General features: G+C 73.8%; 22 protein-coding genes. 15 read left to right on the forward strand and 7 right to left on the reverse strand.

The genetic code is table 11. The features are described from left to right. Positions 1-136 precede the first annotated feature (136 nt). A complete protein-coding gene (locus ACZ4TV_RS08580) occupies positions 137-907 on the reverse strand; it encodes a DUF6227 family protein (RefSeq protein ID WP_468132104.1) in 771 nt (256 codons plus the stop codon). Positions 908-1090: 183 nt separating this feature from the next. Here ACZ4TV_RS08580 and ACZ4TV_RS08585 point away from each other — a divergent pair, with 183 nt between their 5' ends. Further along, positions 1091-1741 carry a vitamin K epoxide reductase family protein gene (locus ACZ4TV_RS08585; protein ID WP_468132106.1) on the forward strand — a complete coding sequence of 217 codons (651 nt, stop codon included), beginning with the start codon at positions 1091-1093 and terminating at the stop codon, positions 1739-1741. An 86-nt stretch (positions 1742-1827) separates the two neighbouring features. On the opposite strand, the gene ACZ4TV_RS08590 is transcribed toward ACZ4TV_RS08585, so the two are convergent. After that, positions 1828-2238, reverse strand: a complete 411-nt coding sequence (locus tag ACZ4TV_RS08590) for a rodlin (protein ID WP_468132108.1) — start codon at positions 2236-2238, stop codon at positions 1828-1830. Between the two features lie 285 nt (positions 2239-2523). Here ACZ4TV_RS08590 and ACZ4TV_RS08595 point away from each other — a divergent pair, with 285 nt between their 5' ends. Next, the gene (locus ACZ4TV_RS08595; RefSeq protein ID WP_468132110.1) at positions 2524-2976 is read left to right on the forward strand and encodes a hypothetical protein; all 453 of its coding nucleotides are present in this window, start codon (positions 2524-2526) and stop codon (positions 2974-2976) included. A gap of 144 nt (positions 2977-3120) precedes the next feature. After that, entirely contained in the window at positions 3121-3360 is a 240-nt protein-coding gene (locus ACZ4TV_RS08600; protein WP_468132112.1) for a chaplin, read from the forward strand. 85 nt (positions 3361-3445) lie between these two features. On the opposite strand, the gene ACZ4TV_RS08605 is transcribed toward ACZ4TV_RS08600, so the two are convergent. The 4 genes from ACZ4TV_RS08605 to ACZ4TV_RS08620 all read right to left on the reverse strand — a co-directional run bounded on the left by ACZ4TV_RS08605 (position 3446) and on the right by ACZ4TV_RS08620 (position 6156). After that, positions 3446-3793, reverse strand: a complete 348-nt coding sequence (locus ACZ4TV_RS08605) for a hypothetical protein (protein ID WP_468132114.1) — start codon at positions 3791-3793, stop codon at positions 3446-3448. Positions 3794-3987: 194 nt separating this feature from the next. Further along, the gene (locus ACZ4TV_RS08610; protein ID WP_468132116.1) at positions 3988-5157 is read right to left on the reverse strand and encodes a chaplin; all 1170 of its coding nucleotides are present in this window, start codon (positions 5155-5157) and stop codon (positions 3988-3990) included. Between the two features lie 119 nt (positions 5158-5276). Continuing rightward, positions 5277-5510 carry a chaplin gene (locus ACZ4TV_RS08615; protein WP_468132118.1) on the reverse strand — a complete coding sequence of 78 codons (234 nt, stop codon included), beginning with the start codon at positions 5508-5510 and terminating at the stop codon, positions 5277-5279. Between the two features lie 235 nt (positions 5511-5745). After that, complete coding sequence (locus ACZ4TV_RS08620; protein WP_468132120.1) at positions 5746-6156, reverse strand: rodlin; 411 nt, start codon at positions 6154-6156, stop codon at positions 5746-5748. Positions 6157-6373: 217 nt separating this feature from the next. Between ACZ4TV_RS08620 and ACZ4TV_RS08625 the strand changes: the two genes are divergently transcribed. The 9 genes from ACZ4TV_RS08625 (at position 6374) to ACZ4TV_RS08665 (ending at position 18182) form a co-directional block, all read left to right on the forward strand. Then, positions 6374-7537 (forward strand): DUF3344 domain-containing protein, encoded by a 1164-nt coding sequence (locus ACZ4TV_RS08625; protein ID WP_468132122.1) that lies wholly within the window; start codon positions 6374-6376, stop codon positions 7535-7537. A gap of 19 nt (positions 7538-7556) precedes the next feature. Next, positions 7557-8768: a glycosyltransferase gene (locus ACZ4TV_RS08630; protein ID WP_468132124.1), complete on the forward strand. Its 1212-nt coding sequence runs from the start codon at positions 7557-7559 to the stop codon at positions 8766-8768. Next, positions 8765-10303: an exopolysaccharide biosynthesis polyprenyl glycosylphosphotransferase gene (locus tag ACZ4TV_RS08635; protein ID WP_468132126.1), complete on the forward strand. Its 1539-nt coding sequence runs from the start codon at positions 8765-8767 to the stop codon at positions 10301-10303. The genes ACZ4TV_RS08630 and ACZ4TV_RS08635 overlap by 4 nt, the downstream gene beginning before the upstream one ends. Beyond that, the gene (locus tag ACZ4TV_RS08640; protein ID WP_468132128.1) at positions 10303-11865 is read left to right on the forward strand and encodes an O-antigen ligase family protein; all 1563 of its coding nucleotides are present in this window, start codon (positions 10303-10305) and stop codon (positions 11863-11865) included. Before ACZ4TV_RS08635 ends, ACZ4TV_RS08640 begins: the two co-directional genes overlap by 1 nt. Positions 11866-12368: 503 nt before the next feature. Further along, positions 12369-14084 (forward strand): murein biosynthesis integral membrane protein MurJ, encoded by a 1716-nt coding sequence (gene murJ / locus ACZ4TV_RS08645; protein WP_468132130.1) that lies wholly within the window; start codon positions 12369-12371, stop codon positions 14082-14084. Continuing rightward, positions 14074-14850 carry a polysaccharide deacetylase family protein gene (locus tag ACZ4TV_RS08650; RefSeq protein WP_468132132.1) on the forward strand — a complete coding sequence of 259 codons (777 nt, stop codon included), beginning with the start codon at positions 14074-14076 and terminating at the stop codon, positions 14848-14850. Before murJ ends, ACZ4TV_RS08650 begins: the two co-directional genes overlap by 11 nt. Beyond that, a complete protein-coding gene (locus tag ACZ4TV_RS08655; protein WP_468132134.1) occupies positions 14847-16121 on the forward strand; it encodes a glycosyltransferase in 1275 nt (424 codons plus the stop codon). The genes ACZ4TV_RS08650 and ACZ4TV_RS08655 overlap by 4 nt, the downstream gene beginning before the upstream one ends. A 49-nt stretch (positions 16122-16170) precedes the next feature. Then, on the forward strand, positions 16171-17043 hold the full coding sequence (locus ACZ4TV_RS08660; RefSeq protein WP_468132136.1) for a YveK family protein: 873 nt from the start codon (positions 16171-16173) through the stop codon (positions 17041-17043). Continuing rightward, a complete protein-coding gene (locus tag ACZ4TV_RS08665; RefSeq protein ID WP_468132138.1) occupies positions 17040-18182 on the forward strand; it encodes a GNAT family N-acetyltransferase in 1143 nt (380 codons plus the stop codon). Before ACZ4TV_RS08660 ends, ACZ4TV_RS08665 begins: the two co-directional genes overlap by 4 nt. A 5-nt stretch (positions 18183-18187) precedes the next feature. Here the strand turns inward: ACZ4TV_RS08665 and ACZ4TV_RS08670 are convergent, their stop codons facing one another. Then, the gene (locus ACZ4TV_RS08670; RefSeq protein ID WP_468132140.1) at positions 18188-19789 is read right to left on the reverse strand and encodes a glycoside hydrolase family 26 protein; all 1602 of its coding nucleotides are present in this window, start codon (positions 19787-19789) and stop codon (positions 18188-18190) included. A gap of 294 nt (positions 19790-20083) precedes the next feature. Here ACZ4TV_RS08670 and ACZ4TV_RS08675 point away from each other — a divergent pair, with 294 nt between their 5' ends. From ACZ4TV_RS08675 to ACZ4TV_RS08685, 3 genes are all read left to right on the forward strand, one after another. Next, positions 20084-21595: a carboxylate--amine ligase gene (locus ACZ4TV_RS08675; protein WP_468132142.1), complete on the forward strand. Its 1512-nt coding sequence runs from the start codon at positions 20084-20086 to the stop codon at positions 21593-21595. A 66-nt stretch (positions 21596-21661) separates the two neighbouring features. Continuing rightward, entirely contained in the window at positions 21662-23014 is a 1353-nt protein-coding gene (locus ACZ4TV_RS08680) for an NAD(P)-binding domain-containing protein (RefSeq protein WP_468132274.1), read from the forward strand. Continuing rightward, positions 23014-23322 (forward strand): hypothetical protein, encoded by a 309-nt coding sequence (locus tag ACZ4TV_RS08685; protein WP_468132144.1) that lies wholly within the window; start codon positions 23014-23016, stop codon positions 23320-23322. The genes ACZ4TV_RS08680 and ACZ4TV_RS08685 overlap by 1 nt, the downstream gene beginning before the upstream one ends. The last annotated feature ends 83 nt before the right edge of the window (positions 23323-23405 follow it).

Here is a 23405-nt window from a genome sequence, read left to right on the forward strand (position 1 = left end):
ACCTCCCGGCTCCGCCACCCGGACATGCCCGCCCCTCAGGGGCGGGCATGTCCGTTTCGTCACCCACCCGGACGTCGCCATGGAGCGCAGCGGCCGGATGTTCGCCCCGGCCGTGTCCTCCCCCGCCGCGGCGGTGTCACCGCACGCGGGCGCGGACCTCCATCGCCCCGCGCGCGGCGGCCTCGCTCTCGTACACCTCGCACATGTGCCGCCCGTCGGGTGTCGACGTGTGCTCGACCTCCCACAGGCTGACCTCGGTCCCGTCCAGCAGCACGAAGGCGTGCTCGTACAGGCTGAAGCCGGCGTCCCGGCCGTCCGACAGGCACTGCCGCGCACCGAACGCCTGCGTGATCTGGTGTGCGTACGCCGACCGCAGCAGCGCCGCCACCGGCTCGCCGGGCCGGTCCGCGTTCTCCGCGCGCCGCAACACCCGCCGGGCGTGGTCGGCCGACTGCTCCACCGCGTAGTCCCGGTGCCGCCGCACCGGCGGCGAGGCCGCGAACAGCGCGCTCAGCGCCGCCACGTCGTTCTCAGGCTCCTCGTCGCCCGGCAGCAGCACCGGATCGGGGGACGCGCCGGGGGAGGTCTCTCCGAACAGCCGGGTCACGGCCAGGCAGGTCTCCGCCGTGCTCGCGAAGATCTCGTGCCGGACCGTGCGGTCGCCCTCCAGCCGGTACGCCAGCTCCCACAGCGAGACCGAACCGCCGTCGGACAGCAGATAGGTGTGCCGGTGGGTCTCCCGCCAGATCCCCGTCGCCGGACTGTGGTGGGTGGTGTAGAGCGAAGAGCTGTGGGCGAGCGCCGTGCCGAGGCGCTCGACCAACCTGTCCGGCAGGTCGAAGGAGTTGAGGGCGCGGCCGAGGAGTCGGTCGAGGTGCGCCTCGGTTGTCTCGTACGGATCGCTCAAGGTGGGTCTCCAGGCCGTCGCAGCTTGTCACTTCGCGGAAGCTCAACGTAACCCCTGGTTCTGACATCACGTCCGGGGTTCGGTAAAACGTCCGGGAAGCATCGGAGGTTCCCGCCACCCCTTCAGGTCAACTTCCGTACGAATGGGCATGGTTAGGCCCGCTCTGTGGGGGAGCAGGGGACTATGGGCCACATGGCAACGAACACCATGGGCGTCCCCCGCCAACAGGGACGGCCCCGCAGTGGACACGAGGGCGAACGGGAAGCGGCGCCAAGGGGGTTGGCCTGGTTGCTGGCCCTCACCGGGGCGGCCGGGCTGCTGGCCTCCTGGGTGATCACCCTCGACAAGTTCCTCCTGCTGGAGGACCCGGACTTCAAACCCGCCTGCAGCCTCAACCCGGTCGTCTCCTGCGGCAGCGTGATGCAGAGCGACCAGGCGGCGGCCTTCGGCTTCCCCAACCCCATGCTGGGGCTGGTCGCGTACGCCGTCGTGGTCTGCGTCGGCGCGGGCCTGCTGGCCGGCGCCCGCTACAGCGGCTGGTTCTGGCTCGGACTGAACGCCGGCACGGTCTTCGGCGTCGGCTTCTGCAGCTGGCTGATGGTCCAGTCGCTGTACGAGATCAACGCGCTCTGCCTGTGGTGCTGCCTGGCCTGGGTGGCGACCCTGCTGATGTTCTGGGCGGTCACGGCGCACAACGTCCGTACGGGCGTCCTGCCCGCCCCCGGCCCGCTGCGCACCTTCTTCACCGAGTTCGGCTGGGCACCGCCCGCCCTGCACGTCGGAGTGATCGGCATGCTGATCCTCACCCGGTGGTGGGACTTCTGGACCGGCTGACCCCGACGGCGGAACGCGTACGAGGGCCCCGGAGGCTGGACGCCGCCGGGGCCCTCGTCAGCTCGCTCCCCGCGGGGGAGCGGACATCAGCTGCCGGCGGAGAGGTTGCCCGACAGGACCGGGATGTTGCTGAGGATGTGCGAGAGCGTCTCGTCACCCTTGGCCTGGGTGGAGTTCTCGGTGCACTGCTGGGTCTGCGGGTTGGACGCGATGGGGATGTCCTGGACGCCGACGTTGACCAGGGCAAGGATCGACTGGACGTTGACCTTCGCCGGCAGGCCGATGCAGGGCTTGTTCAGGGTGCCCTGGACCAGGCTGAGCTGCGGGCTCAGGTCGCCGTTGGTCTTCTGGTTGCCGTAGATCTGGTAGGCGCCATTGCCGTTGACGGTGTTGACCCCGTTGTCATTGCCGATGGCCATGGCCGGGGCCGCGGCGGCAGCGCCCGCGCCGATCGCAACGGCGGAGACCGCGGCGGCGGTCATGAACTTCTTGAACATCTTGATCCTTCTGTCGCACGAGTGCCCGCTGATGGAGCGCCCTGGTCAACTGCCCCGCCAGGGGGTTGGTTCCGGTGCTTCACTCAAACGGCCCGTGTGGCGCGAGGTTTTCCCCGCCCCGGGTGAGAGGCCTCCGGACGCTTGCGCGAAGCCCGTACGAAGCGTGCGGCCCCCGCCTCTCCGGTTGCGCTCCGTGAAAGGTGTTCGCACGGTGGGTGAGGGAGCGGATCGCTCAGGTCCGTATCCGGCAGGTCCGTATCCGCGCGACCACGAGAAGGAACATCCATGCACCCCACGAAGCCGTCCCGCGCCCGCCGCGCCCGTCTCCTCGTCCCGTCGGCCCTCGCCGTCGTCATACTGTCCGTCGCGGCGGCCCCCGCGGGCGCCGCGGAAGGCGACCGGGCAGCCGCGCCCGCGCAGCGAGCGGCGGCCGGCCCCATCGACGACCTGGTGAACGGCCTCCTCGAATCCATCAAGGCCCTCCTGCCGCCGGGTATCAGCCTGCCGGACATCAAGATCCCGGAGATCAAGCTCCCCGAGATCAAGCTGCCGGAGATCCCGGGGGTGGTGCTCCCCGAGATCCCGGGTGTCGAGCTCCCGGAGCTGCCGCCGCTCACCCCGCCGACGCTGCCGGATCCGGCGGCGCCCGTGGAGATCGTGCCGGAGATCCCCGACGTCGAGATCCCGGAGATCCCGGAGATCCCGGAGGTCGCCGACCCGCTGGGCGGCCTTCCGTAACCGTCCCGACCGACCCACGGTTACGGCGATTGAGCCGAACAGGTCTGATCGTGCGCGTAGCCGTGTCGCCATGGGAGGCTGGACCGTTTCGCTCGGTGTGAGCCCCTGATCGGGGCAGAACATCGAACAGAAGGTGCACCTCCCATGAACTCTGCCAAGAAGGCCGCCCTGGTCCTGGCCACCGCCGGTCTCGCTGCGGCCGGTGCCGCCGGCTCCGCCGCCGCCGACTCGCACTCCGAGGGCGCGGCCGTGGGTTCCCCCGGCGTCCTCTCCGGCAACCTGCTCCAGGTCCCGGTCCACGTCCCGGTCAACGTCTGCGGTAACTCCGTGAACATCATCGGCCTGCTGAACCCGGCTTTCGGCAACCCCTGCGTCAACGACTGACGTCGGCTGCACATCCGACTGTGGGCGCCCCGGCCTCGCCGGTGGCGCCCACAGTCGTGTTCGGCGTGCGGTCAGCCGGGGCGGTTCAGCCCTGGCCGCCGTTGAGCTTCACGCCGCCGAGCAGGGGGGACGCCTGGGTGGCGCCGTTCGCGAGACCGAGCACCGAGCCGGGCACGTCGTTGCGGACCTTGTTGACCTTCTGGGCCGTGCGCACGACCTTGTCGACGGTCTCACCCTGCTCGGCCAGCCCGTTGCCCACGGTCTGCGGCAGCGACTCGGAGAAGGGTCCGACGGCGTTCAGCGTCTCCGTCACCCCACCGGTCAGGCTCATGGGAGGCATCGCGGCCGGGGGCTCGGCGGCGAAGGCGGGGGCGGAGGCGCCGAGGGCGGCGACGGAGCCGGCGACGACAGCGGCGACCTTCGTGAGCTTCATTATCGAAATCCTCTTCTTTTCGTGGGCAGAGGCGTCAGCGGCGACCGTCGCGCCGCTTTCGCCCTGGCTAACGATTCCCCGCCGCTGCGGAAACGCGGAGGCAGGCGCGGTTACCGGCGGGGTCATGACAGCGGCCGGAGAATCCGATTGGGGATTCTCCGGCCGATATTTCTTCTGATTACCGGTATTGCGGCTCAGGCGATGCGCGAGCGCCGGTACAGAATGGCGCCGCCCAGGATCAGGGCGGTGGCGAGGGCCGCCGCGGCCGCGGGCTGACCCGCGCCGGTCTCGGCCAGCATGGGCGCGGTCACGTGCGCGGGAGCCGGCGCCTGGGCGGGGGCGGGGGCGGGCGCCGCGGGGGAAGCCGGAGCCGGCGCCGGGGGCAGGTGGACGGGGGTGTCACCGGCGGGGGCCGCCGGCGGCTGGTCCGCCGGGCGTACGGGCGCGGGAGCCGGGCGCTCCACGGGCTGGCTCCCGCGCGGCGGCTGGGGCGCGGGGGCCTCCTCCGCGACGGGCGCCGGGCCGGGCGCGGGAGCCGGCAGCGTGTGCGGCGCCTCCTCGACCGGGGCCTGCGGGGCGGGTGCCGGGGCGGGGAGCGTGTGCGGCGCCTCCTCGACCGGGGCCTGCGGGGCGGGTGCCGGGGCGGGGAGCGTGTGCGGCGCCTCCTCGACCGGGGGCAGCGGAGCGGGCAGCGGGGCCGGGTGCTCCTCCACGGGCTCCGGCATTGGGTGCGGCCGGTCGGGCGACGGGGGCACGTGGTGCACCGGCGGGCGCGGCGCGGACTCGGGGTGATCGTCGCACTCCTCCTCCTTGCCCTCCTTGCCCCGCTCCCCGGCCGGACCGTCGTAGCCGTCCCCGTGGCGCGGCTCCTCGTGGCGCGGCTGCCCGTGGCGCGGCTCCTCATGGCGCGGCTTCGCGTGCCGCGGCCCGTCGTGCCGTGGCTCCTCGTGCCGGGCCTTCTCCTCGTGGCCCGCCTCCTGACGCTGCGCCGGCACCGCGTGCCGGCCCTGGCGCTCGTCGAGGTAGCGCTCGAGGGCCTCGGCGTTCTCGGGGCTGAGGTAGCGCCGGTACGCGTCGTCGGCGTGGCCGTCCCGGGCGTGCGAGCCGGTCGTGGTGGCGCACGTGTTCCCCATCGCGGGGTTGAGCGCCGCACCGCCGTCCACGCTGTTGCCGCACACGTTCGGTGTGAAGGTGATCGGTACCGAGACGCTGTTCCCGGCCAGCACGCCCGGCGAATGCGAGGCCTCGGCCGTCGCTCCGGTGTGCGCGTAGGCCGCACCGGTCGCGATCGACAGCAGACTCGACGCGGCCGCCGCCGTGAGCATCCCCTTGCCCAGTACCTGTCGGCTCAGTACCTGTCGCATGGGTCCTTCCCTGTCTACCGGCGCTGGGGCCGGTGCTGAATCGAAGGTGGCCTCGGAGTGCACCGCCGTGCACTCCGAGGCCACCCCGAGGAGGTTTGCCCTTGCGGGCACGAGCTTCGTCAGGCGTTGACGCAGGTGTTGCCGAACGCCGGGTTGAGCAGCGCGATGATGTTCACGGTGTTGCCGCAGACGTTGACCGGGACGTGCACCGGGACCTGGAGCAGGTTGCCGGAGAGGACGCCGGGGGAGCCCACGGCCGCACCCTCGGAGTGCGAGTCGGCCATGGCGGGGGAGGCTGCACCGGCTGCCATCAGAGCGCCGGCGGCCAGCACCACTGCCTTCTTGTACGTCATTTTGTTTTCGATCCTTCCCGCAGAGGCGTATCCACTGCAGAATTAACAACGAGTGGCCGGGGAAAAAGAAACCGCACATTTTCTGCGACCCTTCGGCAATTCACCCCGATGCCCGGCTTGAATTCGGGTTGCCGACGGATTCGCGCGGCTATTCGTGGGGCCGGGGAGCCGGCCCCACGCGCCGCGAGGCCGCCGCGACCCGAAGGTGCGACGGCCTCGCTGGCGCGGGCCTTGATCAGCTGCCGGCGGAGACGTTGCCGGAGAGGATCGGGATGTTGTCGAGGATGTGCGAGAGCGCCTCGTCGCCCTTGGCCTGGGTGGAGTTCTCGGTGCACTGCTGGGTCTGCGGGTTGGACAGGATGGGGATGTCCTGGACCCCGACGTTGACCAGAGCCAGGATGGACTGCACGTTGGCCTTCGCGGGCAGGGCGATGCAGGGCTTGTTGAAGGAGCCCTGGATCAGCGCCATCTGGGGGCTCATGTTGCCGTAGGTGGCCTGGTTGCCGTAGATCTGCGCGGCGCCGTTGCCGTTGACGGTGTTGATGCCGTTGTCGTTCCCGATGGCCATCGCCTGCGGTGCCATGGAGGCACCAATGCCCACGACCGAGGCGGCAACCGCGGCCGAGGCCATCATCTTCTTGATCATTGTCGTCCCTTTTTTGCAGGATTGCCCGGTACTGGAGCACCCGGATCAACGCCCCGGCCCCGCTCCGGGTTGCGTGGCTTCACTCGGATGCAGGCGTTTCGCCCGCCGCGGTTGACGCTCGGACGCTATTCGGTTCGAACAATGGTGCAACCCATAACGACTCGCCCGTTCCAGGGGTGCGTGCTATCGCCCAAAAGGCCGTACGGGCGAGTCCGACGTGATTTCTAGCCCGATTTCTGACAAAGTTCACTCCTGTTTTGTTCCGTTGATCGAAAATGGAGACAGGGTCATGGGTTCCTCCCGCAGAATCCTCGGCACGCTCGGTCTGCTGTCCTGCCTCACCCTTTCCGTGAACGCCCCCGCGGCGGGGGCGGCGGCCCCCGCTCCCAAGGAGTCGCCCCGGGTCCCGTTCACCCAGCGTTACCAGGCCGTCCAGCACGGCGGGCTGGTACGGGCCTCCAACTCCGGCATCAGCTGCCGCAAGGAGGAGTCCCCGCAGGCCGAGCCCTGCGCCGAGGTCAAGCGGGGCGCTGCCGGGGTCAACAGCGACTTCGAGATGTTCTACAGCGAGGTCGACCAGGACCCGGACACCTACAACTCCACCCGGGCCGAGCTCAAGGTCCCGAAGGGCGCGAAGGTTTCGTACGCCCGCCTCTACTGGGGCGGGAACCTGCGGGTGGGCGAGCAGAAGCCGCCGGAGGACAACGGCCGGGTGCTGGTCGCCGAGCCGGGCGGCGCGTACAGGGAGGTCCTCGCCGACACGGTGATGGGCCACCGCACGGACGCGGGGAGCGATGCCTACCAGGCCTCGGCCGATGTGACCCCGCTGGTCCGCAAGGGCGGCGCCGGGATGTGGACGGTCGCCCAGCTCAACATCGCCATGGGTCACTCCGAGGTGGGTGCCTGGGGCGGCTGGACGCTGGTCGTCGCCTACGAGCACCCGCAGGAGCCGGTACGCCGGATCTCGCTGTGGGACGGCTTCGAGGGGCTCGCCGCCCGCGGCGGCGACGGAACGGTCGAGATCACCGGGCTGGACGCGCCGGCCGGGTCCGCGGGCCGGGCGGGGGTGGTCGCGTACGACGGGGACCGGGGCTCCCTCGGGGATTCACTCACCGTGACGGCCGACAGCGGGCGCCGCGTGAGCCTCAACGATGGAGAAAATCCTTTTAATGATGTTATGAATTCTACGATCACAGAATTCGGTGATCAGTCGTTCGTGCGACAGCCCGAACATGTGAACAATCTCGGATATGACGCGGACGTGTTCGATCTGAGCCCCGCCCTGTCCGGGGGCGCCCGCAGCCTGAGCTTCAAGTTCACGGGCGAAAATCAGGGTCATTTCCTCGGTGTGCTCTTCGTTCAGACAGACGCGCGCCGCTGAACGTAGGAGACCACTCCACGTGCCCACACAGTCTCGGGCGGCACAGCCCACGACCGTCCTCCATCTCGTACAGCCCGTCGACGGCGGTGTGGCGAGGGTCGTCACCGACCTCGTCCGCGCACAGACCGCCGTAGGCCTGCGCACCGTCGTCGGCTGCCCGCCCGGCGGCACGCTCGGCGACACCGCCCGGGCAGCCGGGGCCGAGGTCCTGACCTGGCGTGCCGGGCGGGCCCCCGGACCCGGGCTGCCCGCCGAGCTCATCGGCGCCCGGCGGCTGCTCCGCCGCGTCCGGCCCGACCTCCTGCACGCCCACAGCGCCAAGGCCGGGCTGGCCGGGCGGCTCGCCGCACGCGGGACGGTACCCACCGTCTTCCAGCCCCACGCCTGGTCCTTCGACGCGGTCGGCGGGGCCACCGCCGCGCTCGCCCTGCGCTGGGAGCGGTACGGGGCCCGCTGGGCCGACCGGGTCCTCTGCGTCAGCGAGGCCGAACGCCGCGCGGGCCAGAGCGAGGGGATCGCCGCCCGCTGGTCGGTGATCCGCAACGGCGTGGACCTGGAGCACTTCCGCCCCGGCGGACCGGACCCCGACCAGGACAAGGCCCGCGCCCGCGCCGAACTGCCGCTGCCCGCCACCTTCCTGGGCAGCCTGGCAGACGGGGGACCGCTCGCCGTCTGCGTGGGCCGGATCTGCCACCAGAAGGGACAGGACATCCTGCTGCGGGCCTGGCCGGAGCTGCTGGGAACGGTCCCCGGAGCCCGCCTCGCCCTCGTCGGCGACGGCCCCGACACCGAACGGCTGCGCCGCACGGCAGCGCAGTCCGGCGGCACGAGCGTGCTCTTCGCCGGGACCGCCGCCGACATCCGACCGTGGCTTCGGGCCGCCGATCTCGTTGTACTGCCGTCGCGGTGGGAAGGCATGGCGCTCGCCCCGCTCGAAGCCATGGCCTGTGGCCGCCCGGTCCTGGTCTCCGACGTCAGCGGCGCCCGGGAGAGCCTGCCGCCCGGCCAGGGACGCCTGTGCCTGGTGCCGCCGGAGGACCCGACGGCGCTGGCCAAGGCCCTGGGACGGCTGCTCGCCGAGCCGCGGCTCCTCGCCGAACTCGGGGAGCAGGCCCGGCAGCACGCCCGGACCGACTTCGACGTGCGGCGGACCACGGACGCGGTCACCGGCCTGTACCACGAACTGCTGGGCAGGCCCCGGCCCTTGAACCAGGAGCGCATCAGCCGATGACGATGGACAGCGCACCCGCCCGGCACACCGGGCAGGGCGGCACGGGGCCCGCCGGCGGCAACGCCTTCGCGCCTGCGCCACACGCAGCAGCGCGCCGTTCCGCGACCGCCATCCACCCCCCGCGCGGGCCCCGGACGGACCAGGCCAGGGCCGCCGTGCGCCCGCAGCGGATCCGTCGCCGCGGCCGGGTGTTCCCGCTGCTCACCGCCGACGCGCTGGCCGCCGTACTCACCGTGATGTCCCTGCCCGGACCGGCGCTGCCCGCCCTCGCGGCCGTGCCGGTCGTCGCCGTGCTCCCCGTCCTGCTCGCCGGGCTGCACGCGCAGGCGGGGCTGTACCGGCCGAGGCTCGCACCCTCCGCGCTCCTCGAACTGCCCGCGCTGGCCGGCCGGTCCGCCGTCCTGTGGTGCGGGGCGGCAGCCGTCGTGGCCGCCGTGGACCCGGTCCGGGCCCTCGGCTGGAGCACGCTGTTCACCGCCGTCTGCCTCCAGGCCGTACTGGCCTGCGCGGGACGCGGCCTCGTCAACCAGCTCCGGCGCCGCGCGGCCGTGCGCCGGCCCGCCTCCAGCCTGGTCGTCGGCCCCGGCGCCGGGGCGAGCGCGGTGGCCGCCGCCCTGCACGGCCACCCCGAATTCGGCCTGCGCCCCGTCGGACTCGCCGACACCGCGGCCGCGGCCGAGGGCGACAGCGGCGCCCTGCCGTTGCTCGCCACCCACGAGGACATCCGGCGCGCGGTCATCCAGAACTCCGTCCGGCACGCGGTCTTCACCCGCCCGCCGGAGGCCGACGAGCGCACCGCCTCCCTGGTCCGGCTCCTCCACGACCACGGCTGCCGGCTGTGGCTCGCCGACCCGGCCGGCACCGCCAAGATCACCGGCATGCGGGTGGCGTACCCCACCGACCAGCTGTGGGGATACGCCGTCCAGCCGCTGCTGCCGCGCCCGGCCCGGCCGCTGGAGCGCTGGGCCAAGCGGGTCATCGACTCCGTGATCGCGCTGATCGCGCTGATCGCCGCCGCGCCCGTGATGGCGCTCTGCGCGCTGGCCGTACGGCTCTGGGACGGACCGGGGGTGATCTTCCGCCAGGAGCGGGTCGGCCTGTACGGGCGCCCCTTCACCCTGCTGAAGTTCCGTACGCTGCGGGCCGACGAGCACGAGGCCGCCACCCGCTGGACGGTCGCGGGGGACTGCGGGATGAGCCCGGTGGGCTCCTTCCTGCGCAAGTCCTCGCTCGACGAGCTGCCGCAGCTGTGGAACGTCGTGCGGGGTGACATGAGCCTGGTCGGTCCGCGCCCCGAACGGCCCTTCTTCGTCGCCAAGTTCTCCACCGTCCACCCCGGCTACGAGGCCCGCCACCGAATGCCCGTCGGCATCACCGGCCTCGCCCAGATCAACGGCCTGCGCGGGGACACCTCCATCGAGGACCGGGCCCGCTTCGACAACCACTACATCGACACCTGGTCGCTGTGGCAGGACCTGTGGATCCTCGCCCGCACCGCGGCCTCCTTCTTCCGCTTCCGGCTGGGGGGCAGCTGATGAGCCTCGTCGTCTCCGGTCACCGGGTCCTCCCCGCTCACCGCCCCGGCGGTCCGGGCCTGCTGCGCCGGCACTGGCCGCTGCTGCCGCTCGCCGCGACCGTGCTGTTCCTTCTCGCCCCGCTCCCGGCGGGGGACGCGACCGCCTCCGGGAAGGTCGGCCCGGCCGACGCCGCCTCGCTGCTGCTGGTGTTCGTCTGCGCGGTGCAGGCGCTGCGCGGCCGGGTGCGGGCGCTGACCCCGCTGGGTGTGCTCGTCCTCGGCGCGCCGGCCGTCGGGCTCGCGGTCGCGACGATGACCGCGGGGGACCCGTACGCGGCCCTGCCGGGCTTCGTGCGCTATCTCCAGGTCTTCGTGCTGGTCCCGGCGGCCGTGGTGCTGCTGGTGCGCGACGCGAGGGAGTTCCGGCTGGCCGCCGGGTGCTTCGTGGTCCTGGCGCTGGTGCAGGGCGCGGTGGGGGTCGTGCAGTACGCGACCCACACCGGCGCCTCCTACCAGGGCGAGGACATCCGGGCCGTGGGCACCTTCGGCCCCGGTGACGTCATGGGCATGGCCACGGTCGTGTCGTACGGCCTGGTCGTGGCGACCGCCGCCGCGCTGGCCCCGGGGCTGCCGCGGCGGGTCCGGCGGATCGCGGGGGCCGCCGCGCTGCTGCTGGTGCTGCCGCTGATGCTGTCGTTCAGCCGTGGCGCCTGGATCGCCACCTTCGGGGCGGCGGTGCTGGTGATGGGGCTGGCCGGGATCCGGCGGGCGCTGAAGGTGCTCGCCGCGCTGGCCGCCGCCGGGGTGGTCCTGGTGGGCGGGCTCGGGGTCGGCTCCGAGATGGTCGCCGAACGGCTCACCTCGATCACCCAGGTCTCCAGCGCCCCCGACCAGTCGGTGACCGACCGCTACACGATGTGGGCCGCGGCCGGGTCGATGTGGCGCGAGCGGCCGGCGTTGGGAGTGGGGCTGAAGGGCTTCCCCGCCCACCGTGACGGGCACGCCTCGCTGGGGCTCTCCTCCGGCAGCGACACCGCCGGCGCCGGGCAGGCGTACCTCCGCCAGCCGCTGCTCTCCCCGCACAACATGTACCTGCTGATCCTGAGCGAGCAGGGCCTGATCGGGCTGACCGCGCTGGCGGGCGGCTGGGCGGCCCTGCTGGTCGCGGGGGCGCGGCGGCTCGCCTCCGGCGGGGGGACGCGGGATTGCGGGCGGCTCGCCTCCGGCGCGGGGATTCGGGACTGCGGGTTGATCGCGATCGGACTGTTCGTGTGGCAGCTGACCGACTTCCTCTACGCGGACATCGGCGGGCCGTCCACCGTCCTGACCGGAGTGATCATCGGCCTGGCGGCCTGGTGGGCCCTGCCGGTTCCGGGTGACCCCGTCGACCCGTCGGCATTGACCGCATCCGGCTCGGGTGCGCGCGGTAGTGCCCGCGGGGTCGGCGGGGCCGCCTCCGGCGCGGGCGTGCGGGGCCGTTTCGCCTCCGGTGCGGATATGCGGGGCGCAGGCCCCGAGGGTGCCGTCGCCTCCGGGGCGGCTTCGCGGGGTAGGGCCCCCGGGGTTGCGGCTCGCCGGTGACGGACACCACGCCTTGGCGACCCACCCCCGGCCCTCCGGCGGGGGCGGGTCCCGCCCGTGTGCCGGGCGCCCCGGACCCCGGTGTCCCGCGTTCGCCCGCAGGGACGGACCCCGGCGCCGCCGGGTATCCCTGGAGTGTGCCCGTGGCAGCGCGCCGCGGCGGCGGGCCGGATCCGGCCGGTGGTCCTGCGGGTCCGGGTGCGGCGGGTGTTCCCGCCTCCGGTTCCCTGGCGGGGACGGGTCCCGACCGTGTGCCGCGTGGCCCGGGCCCCGGCGCCGCAGGGCGTCCGCGGGGTGGCGGTGTGGCCGCGCGCCGCGGGGGCGGGGCGGGGTCGGCCGCAGGCCCTGCGGGCGCGGGGGCCGGGGCGGTGGATCCTGGGTTCGTCGCCGGGGCGTTGCCGCGCGGCGGTTCCGCGGCGGGGGGCCGGCCGGCCGCCGTGCGGGAGCCCGTGTTCGGCTCCGCCGGGTATCCGGGCGGGGCGTCGGGGCAGCGCAGTGTGCGGGTGCCCGCACGGGCCGGGAGCGACCGCGCCGAGTACCGGCTGCCGGAGCCCGGCGCCCCGGTCGCGACCGCCTGCGATCCGGCGGGCGAGCGGCCGCAGGGCGACGGCTCCGGCCCCGCACCGCTGGGGCGGTTCCTGGCCAAGGCCGCCGCCGTCACCGCCGGACTGACCGCAGCCGGGGCGGTGTTCGGGCTGGTGCGTGACCAGACCATCGCGCACCTCTTCGGGGCCGGGCACGACAGCGACGCCTTCCTGATCGCCTGGACCGTCCCCGAGATGGCCTCGACGCTGCTCATCGAGGACGCCATGGCGCTGCTGATGGTGCCCGCCTTCAGCCACGCCCTGGCCCGGCGGGCCGCCAGCCGGGCCGGCCTCACCCGCAGGGAGGCCCGCGCGCAGGATCCCGTACGGCTGCTGGTGGGGGCGACCCTGCCGCGGCTCACGGTGTTCCTGGCCGCCGTCGCCTCCGTGCTGATCGTGGCCGCGCCGGCCGTCGTCGCGGGGCTCGCGCCCGGTCTGCCCGACCCCGAACTGGCCGTCGAGTGCACCCGGCTGACGGCCCTGACCATGCTTTCCTTCGGGGTCGCCGGCTACTTCAGCGCGGCGCTGCGGGCACACCGGTCCTTCCTTCCGCCCGCCGCGATCTACGTCTCGTACAACATCGGCATCATCGGGACGATGGTGGCCCTCCACGCCCTGTGGGGCGTGCGGGCCGCCGCCGCCGGCGTCGCCGTCGGCGGACTGCTGATGGTGCTCGTCCAACTGCCCGCCTTCATCCGCAACGTGGGCTTCGGCCCGCCCCGCGCCAAGCGCGCCCCGCGCAGCCAGCGCGATCGCGACCGCCCCACCCTCATCGCCTTCGGGCTCATCGCCCCGGTGATCTTCTTCGCCGTGTTCCGGCAGTCGCAGGTGCTCGTCGAGAGGTTCCTGGCGGCCTCGCTTCCGCCCGGGGCGATCTCCCATCTCAACTACGCGCAGAAGGTCGCGCAGATGCCGATGGTGCTCTCCCTGATGATCTGCACCGTCACCTTCCCCGTCGTCGCCCAGGCCATGGCCGGCGGGGAACGGGAGAAGGCCCGGCGGCGCGTGGAGCGGGACCTCGCGCTGGCCTCGCTGGCCGTCCTGATGGGCTCCGCGCTCGTCATCGGCTACGCGCCCCAGATCATCCAGGTCCTCTTCGAGCGCGGCGCCTTCACCCACGGGGACACCCTCGCCACCGCCTCCGCCATGCGGGTCTACGGAATCGGCCTCCTCGGCCACTGCCTCGTCGGGGCACTGTCCCGGCCCTTCTTCTCGACCGCCCGGCCCATCTGGTTCCCGGCGTTCGCGATGGGCGCCGGACTGCTCGTCAACATCGTGGCCGGAGCCTTCGCCGTCGGCTGGTGGGGCACCTACGGGATCGCCGCCGCCAACGCCGCCGGCATCTCCACCACCGCCGCCCTGCTGCTCACCGGCCTCGGCTCCCGGATCGTCGCCATCCACGTCCGCCGGGTCGCCGTCAGCATCGGACGGCTCACCGTCGCCGCCGTCGCCGCCTGCGGCACCGGCTGGATCGCCGGGCCCATGATCCCCGACCCGATGCTCAGCGCCGCCCTCGGCTGCCTGCTGGTCCCCGCCATGTTCGCAGCCACCGGCATGGCCATATGCGCGCTCGAAGTCACCGCCCTGCCCGGTCAGATCTCCCAGTTCACGCAGAGGTTCCGCAATGTCCGCTGACACCGACACGGCCCCCGCCGCCGTGGGGGTCCCCACCCGCCGGACCGCTTTGCCGTGGGTCCTGATGTACCACTCGGTCGCCGAGTTCACCGACCCCGCCGAGGACCCGTACGGGATCACCGTCACCCCGCGCGTCCTGGAGGCCCAGCTGCTGTGGCTGCGCTCCCGCGGCCTGCGCGGGGTGTCGGTCGGCGAACTGCTCCGGGCCCGCGCGGCCGGGCGCGGCGCCGGGCTCGTCGGGCTCACCTTCGACGACGGCTACACCGACTTCCTCACCCATGTGCTGCCGCTGCTGGCCCGCCACGACTGCACCTCCACCCTCTTCGTCCTGCCCGGGCGGCTCGGCGTGGACAACGTGTGGGACCCGCTGGGGCCGCGCAAGTCCCTGCTCACCGCCGAGGGCATCCGTGAGGTCGCCGACGCCGGACAGGAGATCGGCTCGCACGGGCTGCTCCACCAGGACCTGACCGTGGCCGCCGACGACGTGCTCCAGCAGGAACTGCGGGGCAGCCGCGACCTGCTGCGCGAGCTGACCGGCACCCTGCCCGAGGGGTTCTGCTACCCGTACGGCCACCTCGACGCCCGGGTCGTCGACGCCACGCGGGCCGCCGGTTACGGCTACGCCTGCGCCATCGACCCCGGGCGGCTCGCGGGCCCGCACGCCCTGCCCCGTACGCACGTCAGCCAGGCCGACGGCGGGGCCCGGCTGCGGATCAAGCAGCTGCGCCACCAGGCGCGGCAGCTGCGGCGGGCGGTGTACCGGTGAAGAAGATCCAGCCGTTCAAGGCACTGCACGTCATCACCGGGCTCGGGGTCGGCGGCGCCGAACAGCAACTGCGGCTGCTGCTGCGGCACATGCCGATGCGGTGCGACGTGCTGACGCTGACCAACCCCGGGCCGGTGGCCGACGGGCTGCGCGCCGACGGGGTCCGGGTCGTGCACCTGGGGATGCGGGGCAACCGGGACCTGGGGGCCCTGCCGCGGCTGGTGAAGTTCATCCGGCGCGGCAAGTACGACCTCGTGCACACGCACCTGTACCGGGCCTGCGTGTACGGGCGCCTCGCGGCCCGGCTCGCGGGCACCGGGGCGACCGTGGCCACCGAACACTCGCTCGGCGAGGGCGAGATCGAGGGCCGCCCGCTGTCGGGCGGGGTGCGGGCGCTGTACCTGGCCAGTGAACGTCTGGGTGCGGCGACGGTGGCCGTGTCGGACACCGTGGCCGCCCGGCTGGAGGGGTGGGGGGTGCCGGCCGCGCGGGTGCACGTCGTACCGAACGGGATCGAGGCCGTCCGCTTCCGCTTCGAGGAGGGCGTCCGGCGGGCCACCCGGGCCCGGACCGGGCTGCCCGAGCGGGCCTTCGTGGTCGGCGGCGTCGGGCGGCTGGTCCCGGGCAAGCGGTTCGACGTCCTGGTGCGGGCCGTGGCCGCGCTGCCGGGGGCGCACCTGCTGCTGGTCGGGGACGGGCCGGAGCGGGCCGGGCTGCGCCGGCTGGCCGGTGAACTCGGTGCGCAGAGCCGGATCCACCTGCTGGGGGAGCGGGACCCGCTGGGCGATAGTACGGACGGCCGCACGCCCGGGATCCCGGCGCTGCTGGCTGCCATGGACGTCTTCGTCTCCCCGTCGCGGGAGGAGGCCTTCGGGCTGGCGGTCGTGGAGGCCCTGGCCGCCGGACTTCCCGTCCTGCACGTGACCTGCCCCGCCATCGACGACCTGCCCGCCGCGCAGGCTCCCGGGGCCCGCCGCATCGGCACCGGCACGGAGGAGCTGGTCGCGGCGCTGCGCGGGCACATGGAGGCGGGCGCCCGTCGGCTGCCGCCGCCGCCGGTGGTGCGCCGCTACGACATCGCCCGCAGCGCGCGGCAGCTGCTGGACGTGTACGACCTCGCCTTGGCCGGGTCCGCCCCCCGGGTCTCCGCCCCGCGCCCCGCGCCAGGAACGCCGGCGGGGCTCAAAGACCGGGGCTCCGCCCCAGACCCCGCGCCTCAAACGCCGGCGGGGCTGGGGGGTGCGGCGGGGCCGCCGGGTGCCGGTGGCTGATCCGTACCCCTCGAAGGAATCCCCCTCCACCCAGGAAGCGAGCACAGTCATGGCCGATGAAGCCGACCAGAAGAAGTCCGACAACAAGGTTGAGAAGAAGGCCGAGCACAGGGCCGAGAAGAGGCCCCGGCGGCGGTTGATGCCGCTGCCCGCGTGGTGGCCCCTGCCCGCCTGCGCCCTGCTGGGGCTGGCCGCGGGCGGGGCGTACGGGGTGCTCAAGGCCCCCGAGTACGCCGCCACCAGCTATGTCGTCGCCGTGCCCGACGACACCACCGAGCCGGCCACCGCGCTCGGCTTCGCGCAGGCGTACGCCCGTATCGCCACCAGCAGTTCGACCCTCGCCTACGCCCAGCCCCGTGCGGGCATCGGCGCCCGGCAGCTGCGGACCCAGGTACGGGCCGAGACCTCGCCCGAGTCACCGATGATCGCCATCACGGGCACGTCCAAGAGCCCTGCCGAGGCCGCCGACATCGCGAACGCCGTCGCCGACGCCCTCTCGCTGAGCAGCAATCAGGCCGCCAAGAACACCGGCGTCCAGCTGCTCCTCTTCAACCAGGCCGTGGCCCCGTCCGACCCCGCCTCCGCGTCCGCGTCCCTGACCGGAGCCGTCGGGACGTGCGCCGGCGGGCTGGTGGGCGGCCTGTGGCTGCTCGTGCGGCCGGGCCGCGCCCGGCGCCCGGAGGAGGGCGCGGCCGAGCCCGCCGGGTCCGAGCCCGCCGGGTCCGAGCCCGCCGGGTCCGAGCCCGCCGGGTCCGAGCCCGCCGGGTCCGAGCCCGCCGGGTCCGAGCCCGCCGGGTCCGTGGCCGCGCCCGAGGCCGAGTCGGTGGCCGGGTCCGCAGTCGAGCCCGTGGTCGAGGAGTACGCCTCACTCCCGGCCCAGGGTGAGCACTCCGAGACCAAGGAGAAGGAGTCCGTGCGATGAGTTCGGGCGACGCCGGGGCCCTGTCCGTCACGCTGTGCCGCGACCCCCGGCAGTTCGCCGCGATGGAGGAGCCGTGGAACCGGCTCGTCCGCGGCTGTCCCACCGCCACCCCCTTCCAGAGCCACGCCTGGCTGCACTCCTGGTGGCTGTCGTACGGGAAGGACGGCCGACTCCGGCTCGTCCTGGTCCGGCGCGGCGAGGAGCTGGTCGGCGCGGCCGCGCTGATGCTCGTACACCGGCCGATGCCGCTGCTGGTGCCGCTTGGCGGTCCCATCACCGACTACTTCGACGTGCTCGTGGCCGCGGAGCACGCCCATCAGGTCGTCCCGGCGCTGGCCCGCGGGCTGCACCGGGCCGCCCGCGGCGCGGTCGTCGACCTGCGGGAGGTACGTCCCGGAGCCGCCGCCGAGGAGCTGTACCGGCAGTGGCCTGGGGCCCGCAGCAGGCTCGCCGACTCCACGTGCATGGAGCTGCCCACGCTGCCGTTCGACGAGCTGGTCAAGCGGATGCCGGCCTCCGGCGCCCAGCGCGTGCGGGCCAAGCTGCGCAAGACCGACGCGGCCGGCATCGAGGAGCACGAGGTCACCGAGCAGGAGGTGCCGCGTGCCGTACGGACCCTGCTGCGGCTGCACGAGAAGCAGTGGCGCGGCCGCGGGGTGACCCCCGAGCACCTGAGGCCCCGCTTCGCCGAGCACCTGACCCGGGCCACCCGGCGGATGGTGCGGGCCGGGGAGGGCCGGCTGACGGAGTTCCGGCTGGACGGGAAGGTGGTGGCGGCCAACGTCACGCTGCTGTCGGCCGGACTCAGCGGCGGCTACCTGTACGGGGCCGACCCGGGCCTGCGGACGCTGAAGGTGGACGTGGCGACGCTGCTGCTGCGCTACGAGGCCGGGCGGGCGCTCGCCGAGGGCCGGCCGGTCGTGAGCTTCCTGCGCGGCAACGAGCCGTACAAGAACCACTGGCGGCCCCGGACGGTCGTCAACCAGCGGTTCCTGCTGGCCACGACGGCGCTCGCGCCCCTGCTGCGGCTGCACGAGTCGCAGGTGACGGGGCGCGAGCGGGCGGTGGACGCCTTGCGGGAGGCACTGCCGGCCGCCCGGGACTGGCGGGCGCGGCTCAACGAACTGCGGGTGCGATGACCCGTCTAGAAGGGCCAGTAGTCGGAGGGCTTGGCCCAGTCGAGCTTGACGCAGACCGACTGCTTGCCGACCAGCTTGGAGAGCCACTCGCCGAAGCTGAGCGGTACGCACCACTGCGAGCTGTTGACCGGCGGCTTCTCCGGCAGGGGCTTCGGCGGTGTGGGCTGGGGCTTCGGCACGGCGGGCGAGGGCACGGCGGGCGAGGGCAACGGGACCGGCACCGGGACCTCGGGAGAGGGAACCGCCGGCGAGGGCACGGGCACGGGGACGTCGGGGGTGGGGACCAGCGGGCTCGGCGTGACGGGGGCCGGCACCTCCGGGCTCGGGCTGACCGGCGTCGGGACGAGCGGGCTCGGGGTGACCGGGCTCGGGGTGACCGGCGTCGGGACCAGCGGGCTCGGGGTCACCGGCAGCGGGATCTCCGGACTCGGCTCCACGGGCGAGGGCTTGGGGATCTCGGGCGTCGGGACCTGCGGGCTCGGGACCTGCGGGCTCGGGACCTGAGGAGTCGGGACCTCGGGTGTCGGGAGCGGGGTCGGGACCGCCGGCGAGGGCACGACCGGGGTGGGCACGACGGGGGTCGGTACCACGGGCGTGGGCACCACCGGGGTCGGGATCACCGGGCCCGGCTGCTCGGGCCACAGCGCCTCGCGGAAGACCTTCGAGGACTCCGGGTTCTGCTTGCACTGCCACACGCCGTGCGGGCAGTAGTCGGTGATGGTGTGGTAGAGCGGCTTGTGCTGCTCGATCCACTTCAGCATGCGCCGCACGTACTCCGGATTGTCCCCGCGCCGGAACAGCCCCCACTCCGGGTACGAGATCTCCTTGCCGTGTGCCTTCGCGAAGTCGACGTGGAGCTGGAGCCCGTACGGCTGGGTGATCTGGTCGTCGAAGGTCCGGCCGGGACTCTGGTCGTAGGAGTCCATGCCGATGATGTCGACCACGTCGTCGCCGGGGTAGCAGCGCGTCCAGCCGATCGCGTCCTCACCCCTGTTCGGGGCGAAGTCGAACTTGAACTCCTGGCCGGGCACCGAGCGCATCGTGTGGACGATGCGCCTCCAGTACGCCTTCCAGTTCTCCGGGTCCGGCCCGCAGCGGTGGGTGTAGGTGACGCCGTTCATCTCCCAGCCGAGCACGATCACCGTGTCCGGTACGCCCAGCGACACCAGCCGCTCGGCGAGCTCACTGAAGTGCCGGTCGTAGTGCCCGTCCGCGCCCGCCCTGATCAGCCGGGCGACCTCGTCGTCGGGCACGCGCTCCTCGTTCCGTTCCTGCATGGGCACGTTGAGGACGAACATCCGGTCCTCCCTGGCCCGGCGCCACCTCGCCCAGTCCGCCAGGAAGGAGACCCGGCCCTCGATGCCGGCCCACTGGTCACCGGGCAGATAGGTGTGGCCGACCCGGATCTCCCTGCCGCCCAGCCAGCGCGACAGGCGCGGGATCCGGGCCACCCCGGGAGGCCCGTAGTCGAGATAGGCGCCCATGGCGATGTCGGAGTCCTCGGGCCGGTCCTCCCCGGGGGCCGCGAGTGCGACCCCGGTGGCAAGCAGTCCGGCCGTGACCGTACCGACGCAGGTGCTCGCCAGTCGGCGACGTGGTCTGGGCATGGCGTCTCCCGAGCTTTCCTGAATCGGTGTGCTTTCCCAAGACGTTAGGCATCAGATCCGACGAATGGCCTGTCCGGTGACTGCCGCGTAGGCCATTAGCAGGCGCACACCACCCCCGCTTGGTCCGACTAGGTGAAAGACGCCGTTTCCATGCACGCGTATCCCGACCATGTGCCCGCCGTTGTGCTCAGACTCGATCGGAATCCGTTCCACCACGGAACCCTCGGCGCCGTCAGATCCCTTGGCCGCGAGGGTGTGGAGGTCCACGCCGTCGTCGAGGCCGGGGGAGGTCCCATGGGACGTTCGCGCTATCTGCGCGCCGTGCATCCCGGGCCGGCCGGCGGGCTGGACCCCGAGGCGCCCGAGGCGTTGCTGGAATGCCTGACCGGGGTGTCGGAGCGGATCGGCCGCCCGGCCGTGCTCGTCGCCATGGACGACCTGAGCGCCATCGCCGTGTCCCGGGTCGCGCCGATGCTCCGCGACCGTTTCCGGATCCCCCATCAGCCCGACGACCTGCCGGCACGGGTGGCCGACAAGGCCGAGCTGTCGCGGCTCTGTTCGCGGTGGGACGTCCCGCACCCGGAGACCGTGATCCCGGCGAGCGGGGCCGAGGCGGCGGAGGCCACCTGGCGGCTCGGCCTGCCGGTGGTCGCCAAGTGGAGCCGGCCCTGGCTGCTGCCCACCGGGGCCGACGGGCTGCGGAGCACCACGCTGGTGCACACCAGCGCCGAGGCGCGCCGGCTGTACGGGCGCTGCGCCGAGGCCGGGAGCCGGCTGCTGCTCCAGCGCTTCCTGCCGGCCGGGCCGGACACCGACTGGTTCTTCCACGGCGCCTTCGCGCGGGGCGGGCGTCCGCTGCTCACGGGATCGGGCCGCAAGGAGCTGTCCTGGCCGGTGCGGACGGGCCTGACGGCGGTGGGGCGCTGGCTGCCGGACCCGGAGGTCGAGGAGGCGGGGCTGCGGCTCGCCGAACGGCTCGGCTACCAGGGGATCATGGACCTGGACTTCCGCCGGGACGAGCGGGGCTGCTTGCGGCTGGTGGACTTCAACCCCCGGCCGGGCGCGCAGTTCCGGCTCTTCGCGGACGCGGCCGGGCTGGACGTCGTCCGGGCGATGTACCTGGATCTGACGGGCCAGCGGGTTCCGCGGCCCTCGGGCGGTCCGGGCCGGGTGTTCGTCGCCGAGAACTACGCGCTGCTGGCGGCGGTCCGGGGCCGGTCGCTGCCGCGTCGCCCGGCGGCGAGCCCTGCGGATCCGTCGGTGGCTGCGGCGGCCGTCCTGCGGACCGGCTGGGGCACGGCGACCGCGCCGACCGGCGCGGGCCAGGCGCCGGCTGCCGGCGATCCGGCGGGACCGGTACGGGTGAGGCCGCCCCGCAGTGGCCGCCCCGCTGAGGACTCCCTGGCCGCCGACCGGGCTGGTGCGGCCGTGGCCGATCCGGAGTCTGCGACGCCGCCGGGCGGCCCCGCCGGTCCCGTGCGGGTATTGCCGAAGGGGAAGCGGGGGCGGGTCGAGACGGCCTGGTTCGCCGCCGACGACCTGATGCCGTTCCTGGCCATGCTCTTCGCCTTCCTGGGGCGTGGCGCGGCCAAGGGCGTGCGGGCGCTGCGCGGGGTTGCGGGGCAGAGCCGCCGCACGGGGCGCGCGGTCGTCCGCGCGCCCCGGCAGCGCGACAGCCGGGACCGGGACCAGCCGTCCACCGCCACCGCCACGGCCGCGGCTACCGCCACCGCCTCCGCCGGGTCGTCCTCCCGCGCCGTTCCGCCGGAGGCACCGGCCGAGCCGGACGAGCTGGTGACCCGTTGACCACACCCGGCGCGGCGGACGTGCCGCGTCGGTGACCATCGAGCTGGAGGAACGGCCTTGACGCGGATCGACGATCTCGTGGTCATCGGCGCGGGCCCGTACGGGCTGTCGATCGCCGCCCACGCGGCCGCCGCGGGGCTCGGCGTACGGCTGCTGGGGCGGCCCATGGCCTCGTGGCGCGACCACATGCCCGACGGCATGTACCTGAAGTCGGAGCCCTGGTCCTCCAATCTGTCGGCGCCGGACGGGCGGCACACGCTGGCCGAGTACTGCGCCACCCGCGGAATGACCGCGGAACACGGCACTCCGCTGCCGATCGGCACGTTCAGCGCGTACGGGATGTGGTTCGCCCGGCACGCCGGGCCCGAGGTGGAGGAGGTGACCGTCACGGAAGTGACCCCGCAGGGCGACGGTTTCCGCGTCCGCACCGCCGAGGGACCGCCCCTGCTCGCCCGTACGGTCGCCCTCGCGGTCGGGGTGATGCCCTTCGTCCGCCACCCCGAGGCGCTGCGCGACCTCCCGCCCGCCCACTACTCGCACAGCAGCGCCCACCGCGACCTGACCCGCTTCTCCGGCCAGGAGGTCGCCGTGCTCGGGGCCGGGCAGGCGGCCCTGGAGACCGCCGCCCTGCTGGCCGAGCACGGGGCCAGGCCGTGCCTGGTCGCCCGGCGCTCACGGCTGAACTGGAACACCGTTCCGCAGCCCCTGGGCCGGCCCCTGCTGCGCTCCCTGCGCGATCCGCACAGCGGCCTGGGCACCGGCTGGCGCAGCTGGGTGTGGTCGGAGCTGCCCTGGGCCGTGCGCCGGCTGCCCGCGCGCACCCGGGAGCGGATCGCGGCGACCGCGCTGGGCCCGGCGGGCGCCTGGTGGCTGCGGGACCGCTTCGAGCGGCGGGTCCCCGTCCTGCTCGGGCACCAGTTGCACCGGGCGGTGGCGGTGGGCGAGCGGACCCGGCTCGGGCTGACCACCCGGGCGGGGGAGTCCGTGGTCCTCGACACCGCGCACGTCATCGCGGCCACCGGCTTCGCCCCGGACCTGGCCCGGCTGGAGCTGCTCGACGCGGGGCTGCGGGCCGCGTTGAGGACCGTGGGGGAGAGCCGGGCGCCGGAGCTGAGCCCCGGCTTCGAGTCCTCGTGGCCCGGGCTGTTCTTCGCCGGGCTGTTGACGGCTCCCTCATTCGGCCCTTCCATGCGATTCGTGCACGGTGCGGGCTTCACGGCGGGGAGACTGGTGAGAGGAGTTCGCAAGCGCCTCGGTGCCCGGGGTCCGCGGCCGGGCTCCACCGGCGTCGCCCGGCTCGACCGGGCCGCTTCCCCCGGGCTCCTTCCCCAGCTCACCCTGGGAGGGGAGCCCTGGGAGCATCCCGAGGGCATCCGACGACGTATCTGCGGCGAGATCCGCGGTGAGAGGGGTCCGTGATGAGCGCGGAGCGAGCACAGGGCCGCGGCTGGGTACGCATTCCCGCCAGCCGCACGGAACAGCCCGCACAGCCCGCACAGCCCGCCCCGGCCAGATCCGGCTTCGAGCGGGCCCCGTACGCGGCTCCGTACGCGGGCCCGTACGCCGGCTCGTACGCCGGTCCGTACGCGACGGCCTCCCCGAGCGACCAGCCCACGATCTACCTCTCCGTGGTCAAGCGCTGGCGGGAGGCCGGACGCACCCTTCCGGGGCATCCTGACGAGGAGTGGGAGCGGCTGATCGCCCAGCCGTGCTGGCCCGGCCGTTAGGGGGTGTGGAAGGTGGCAGCGGCGGAGCGAGACGGACCCGAACGGGGCCGGCAGTCCCCCGTGACCGCGCCCGGGGAGCGGCT

It is taken from the genome of Streptomyces sp. NPDC028910 (assembly GCF_055564955.1).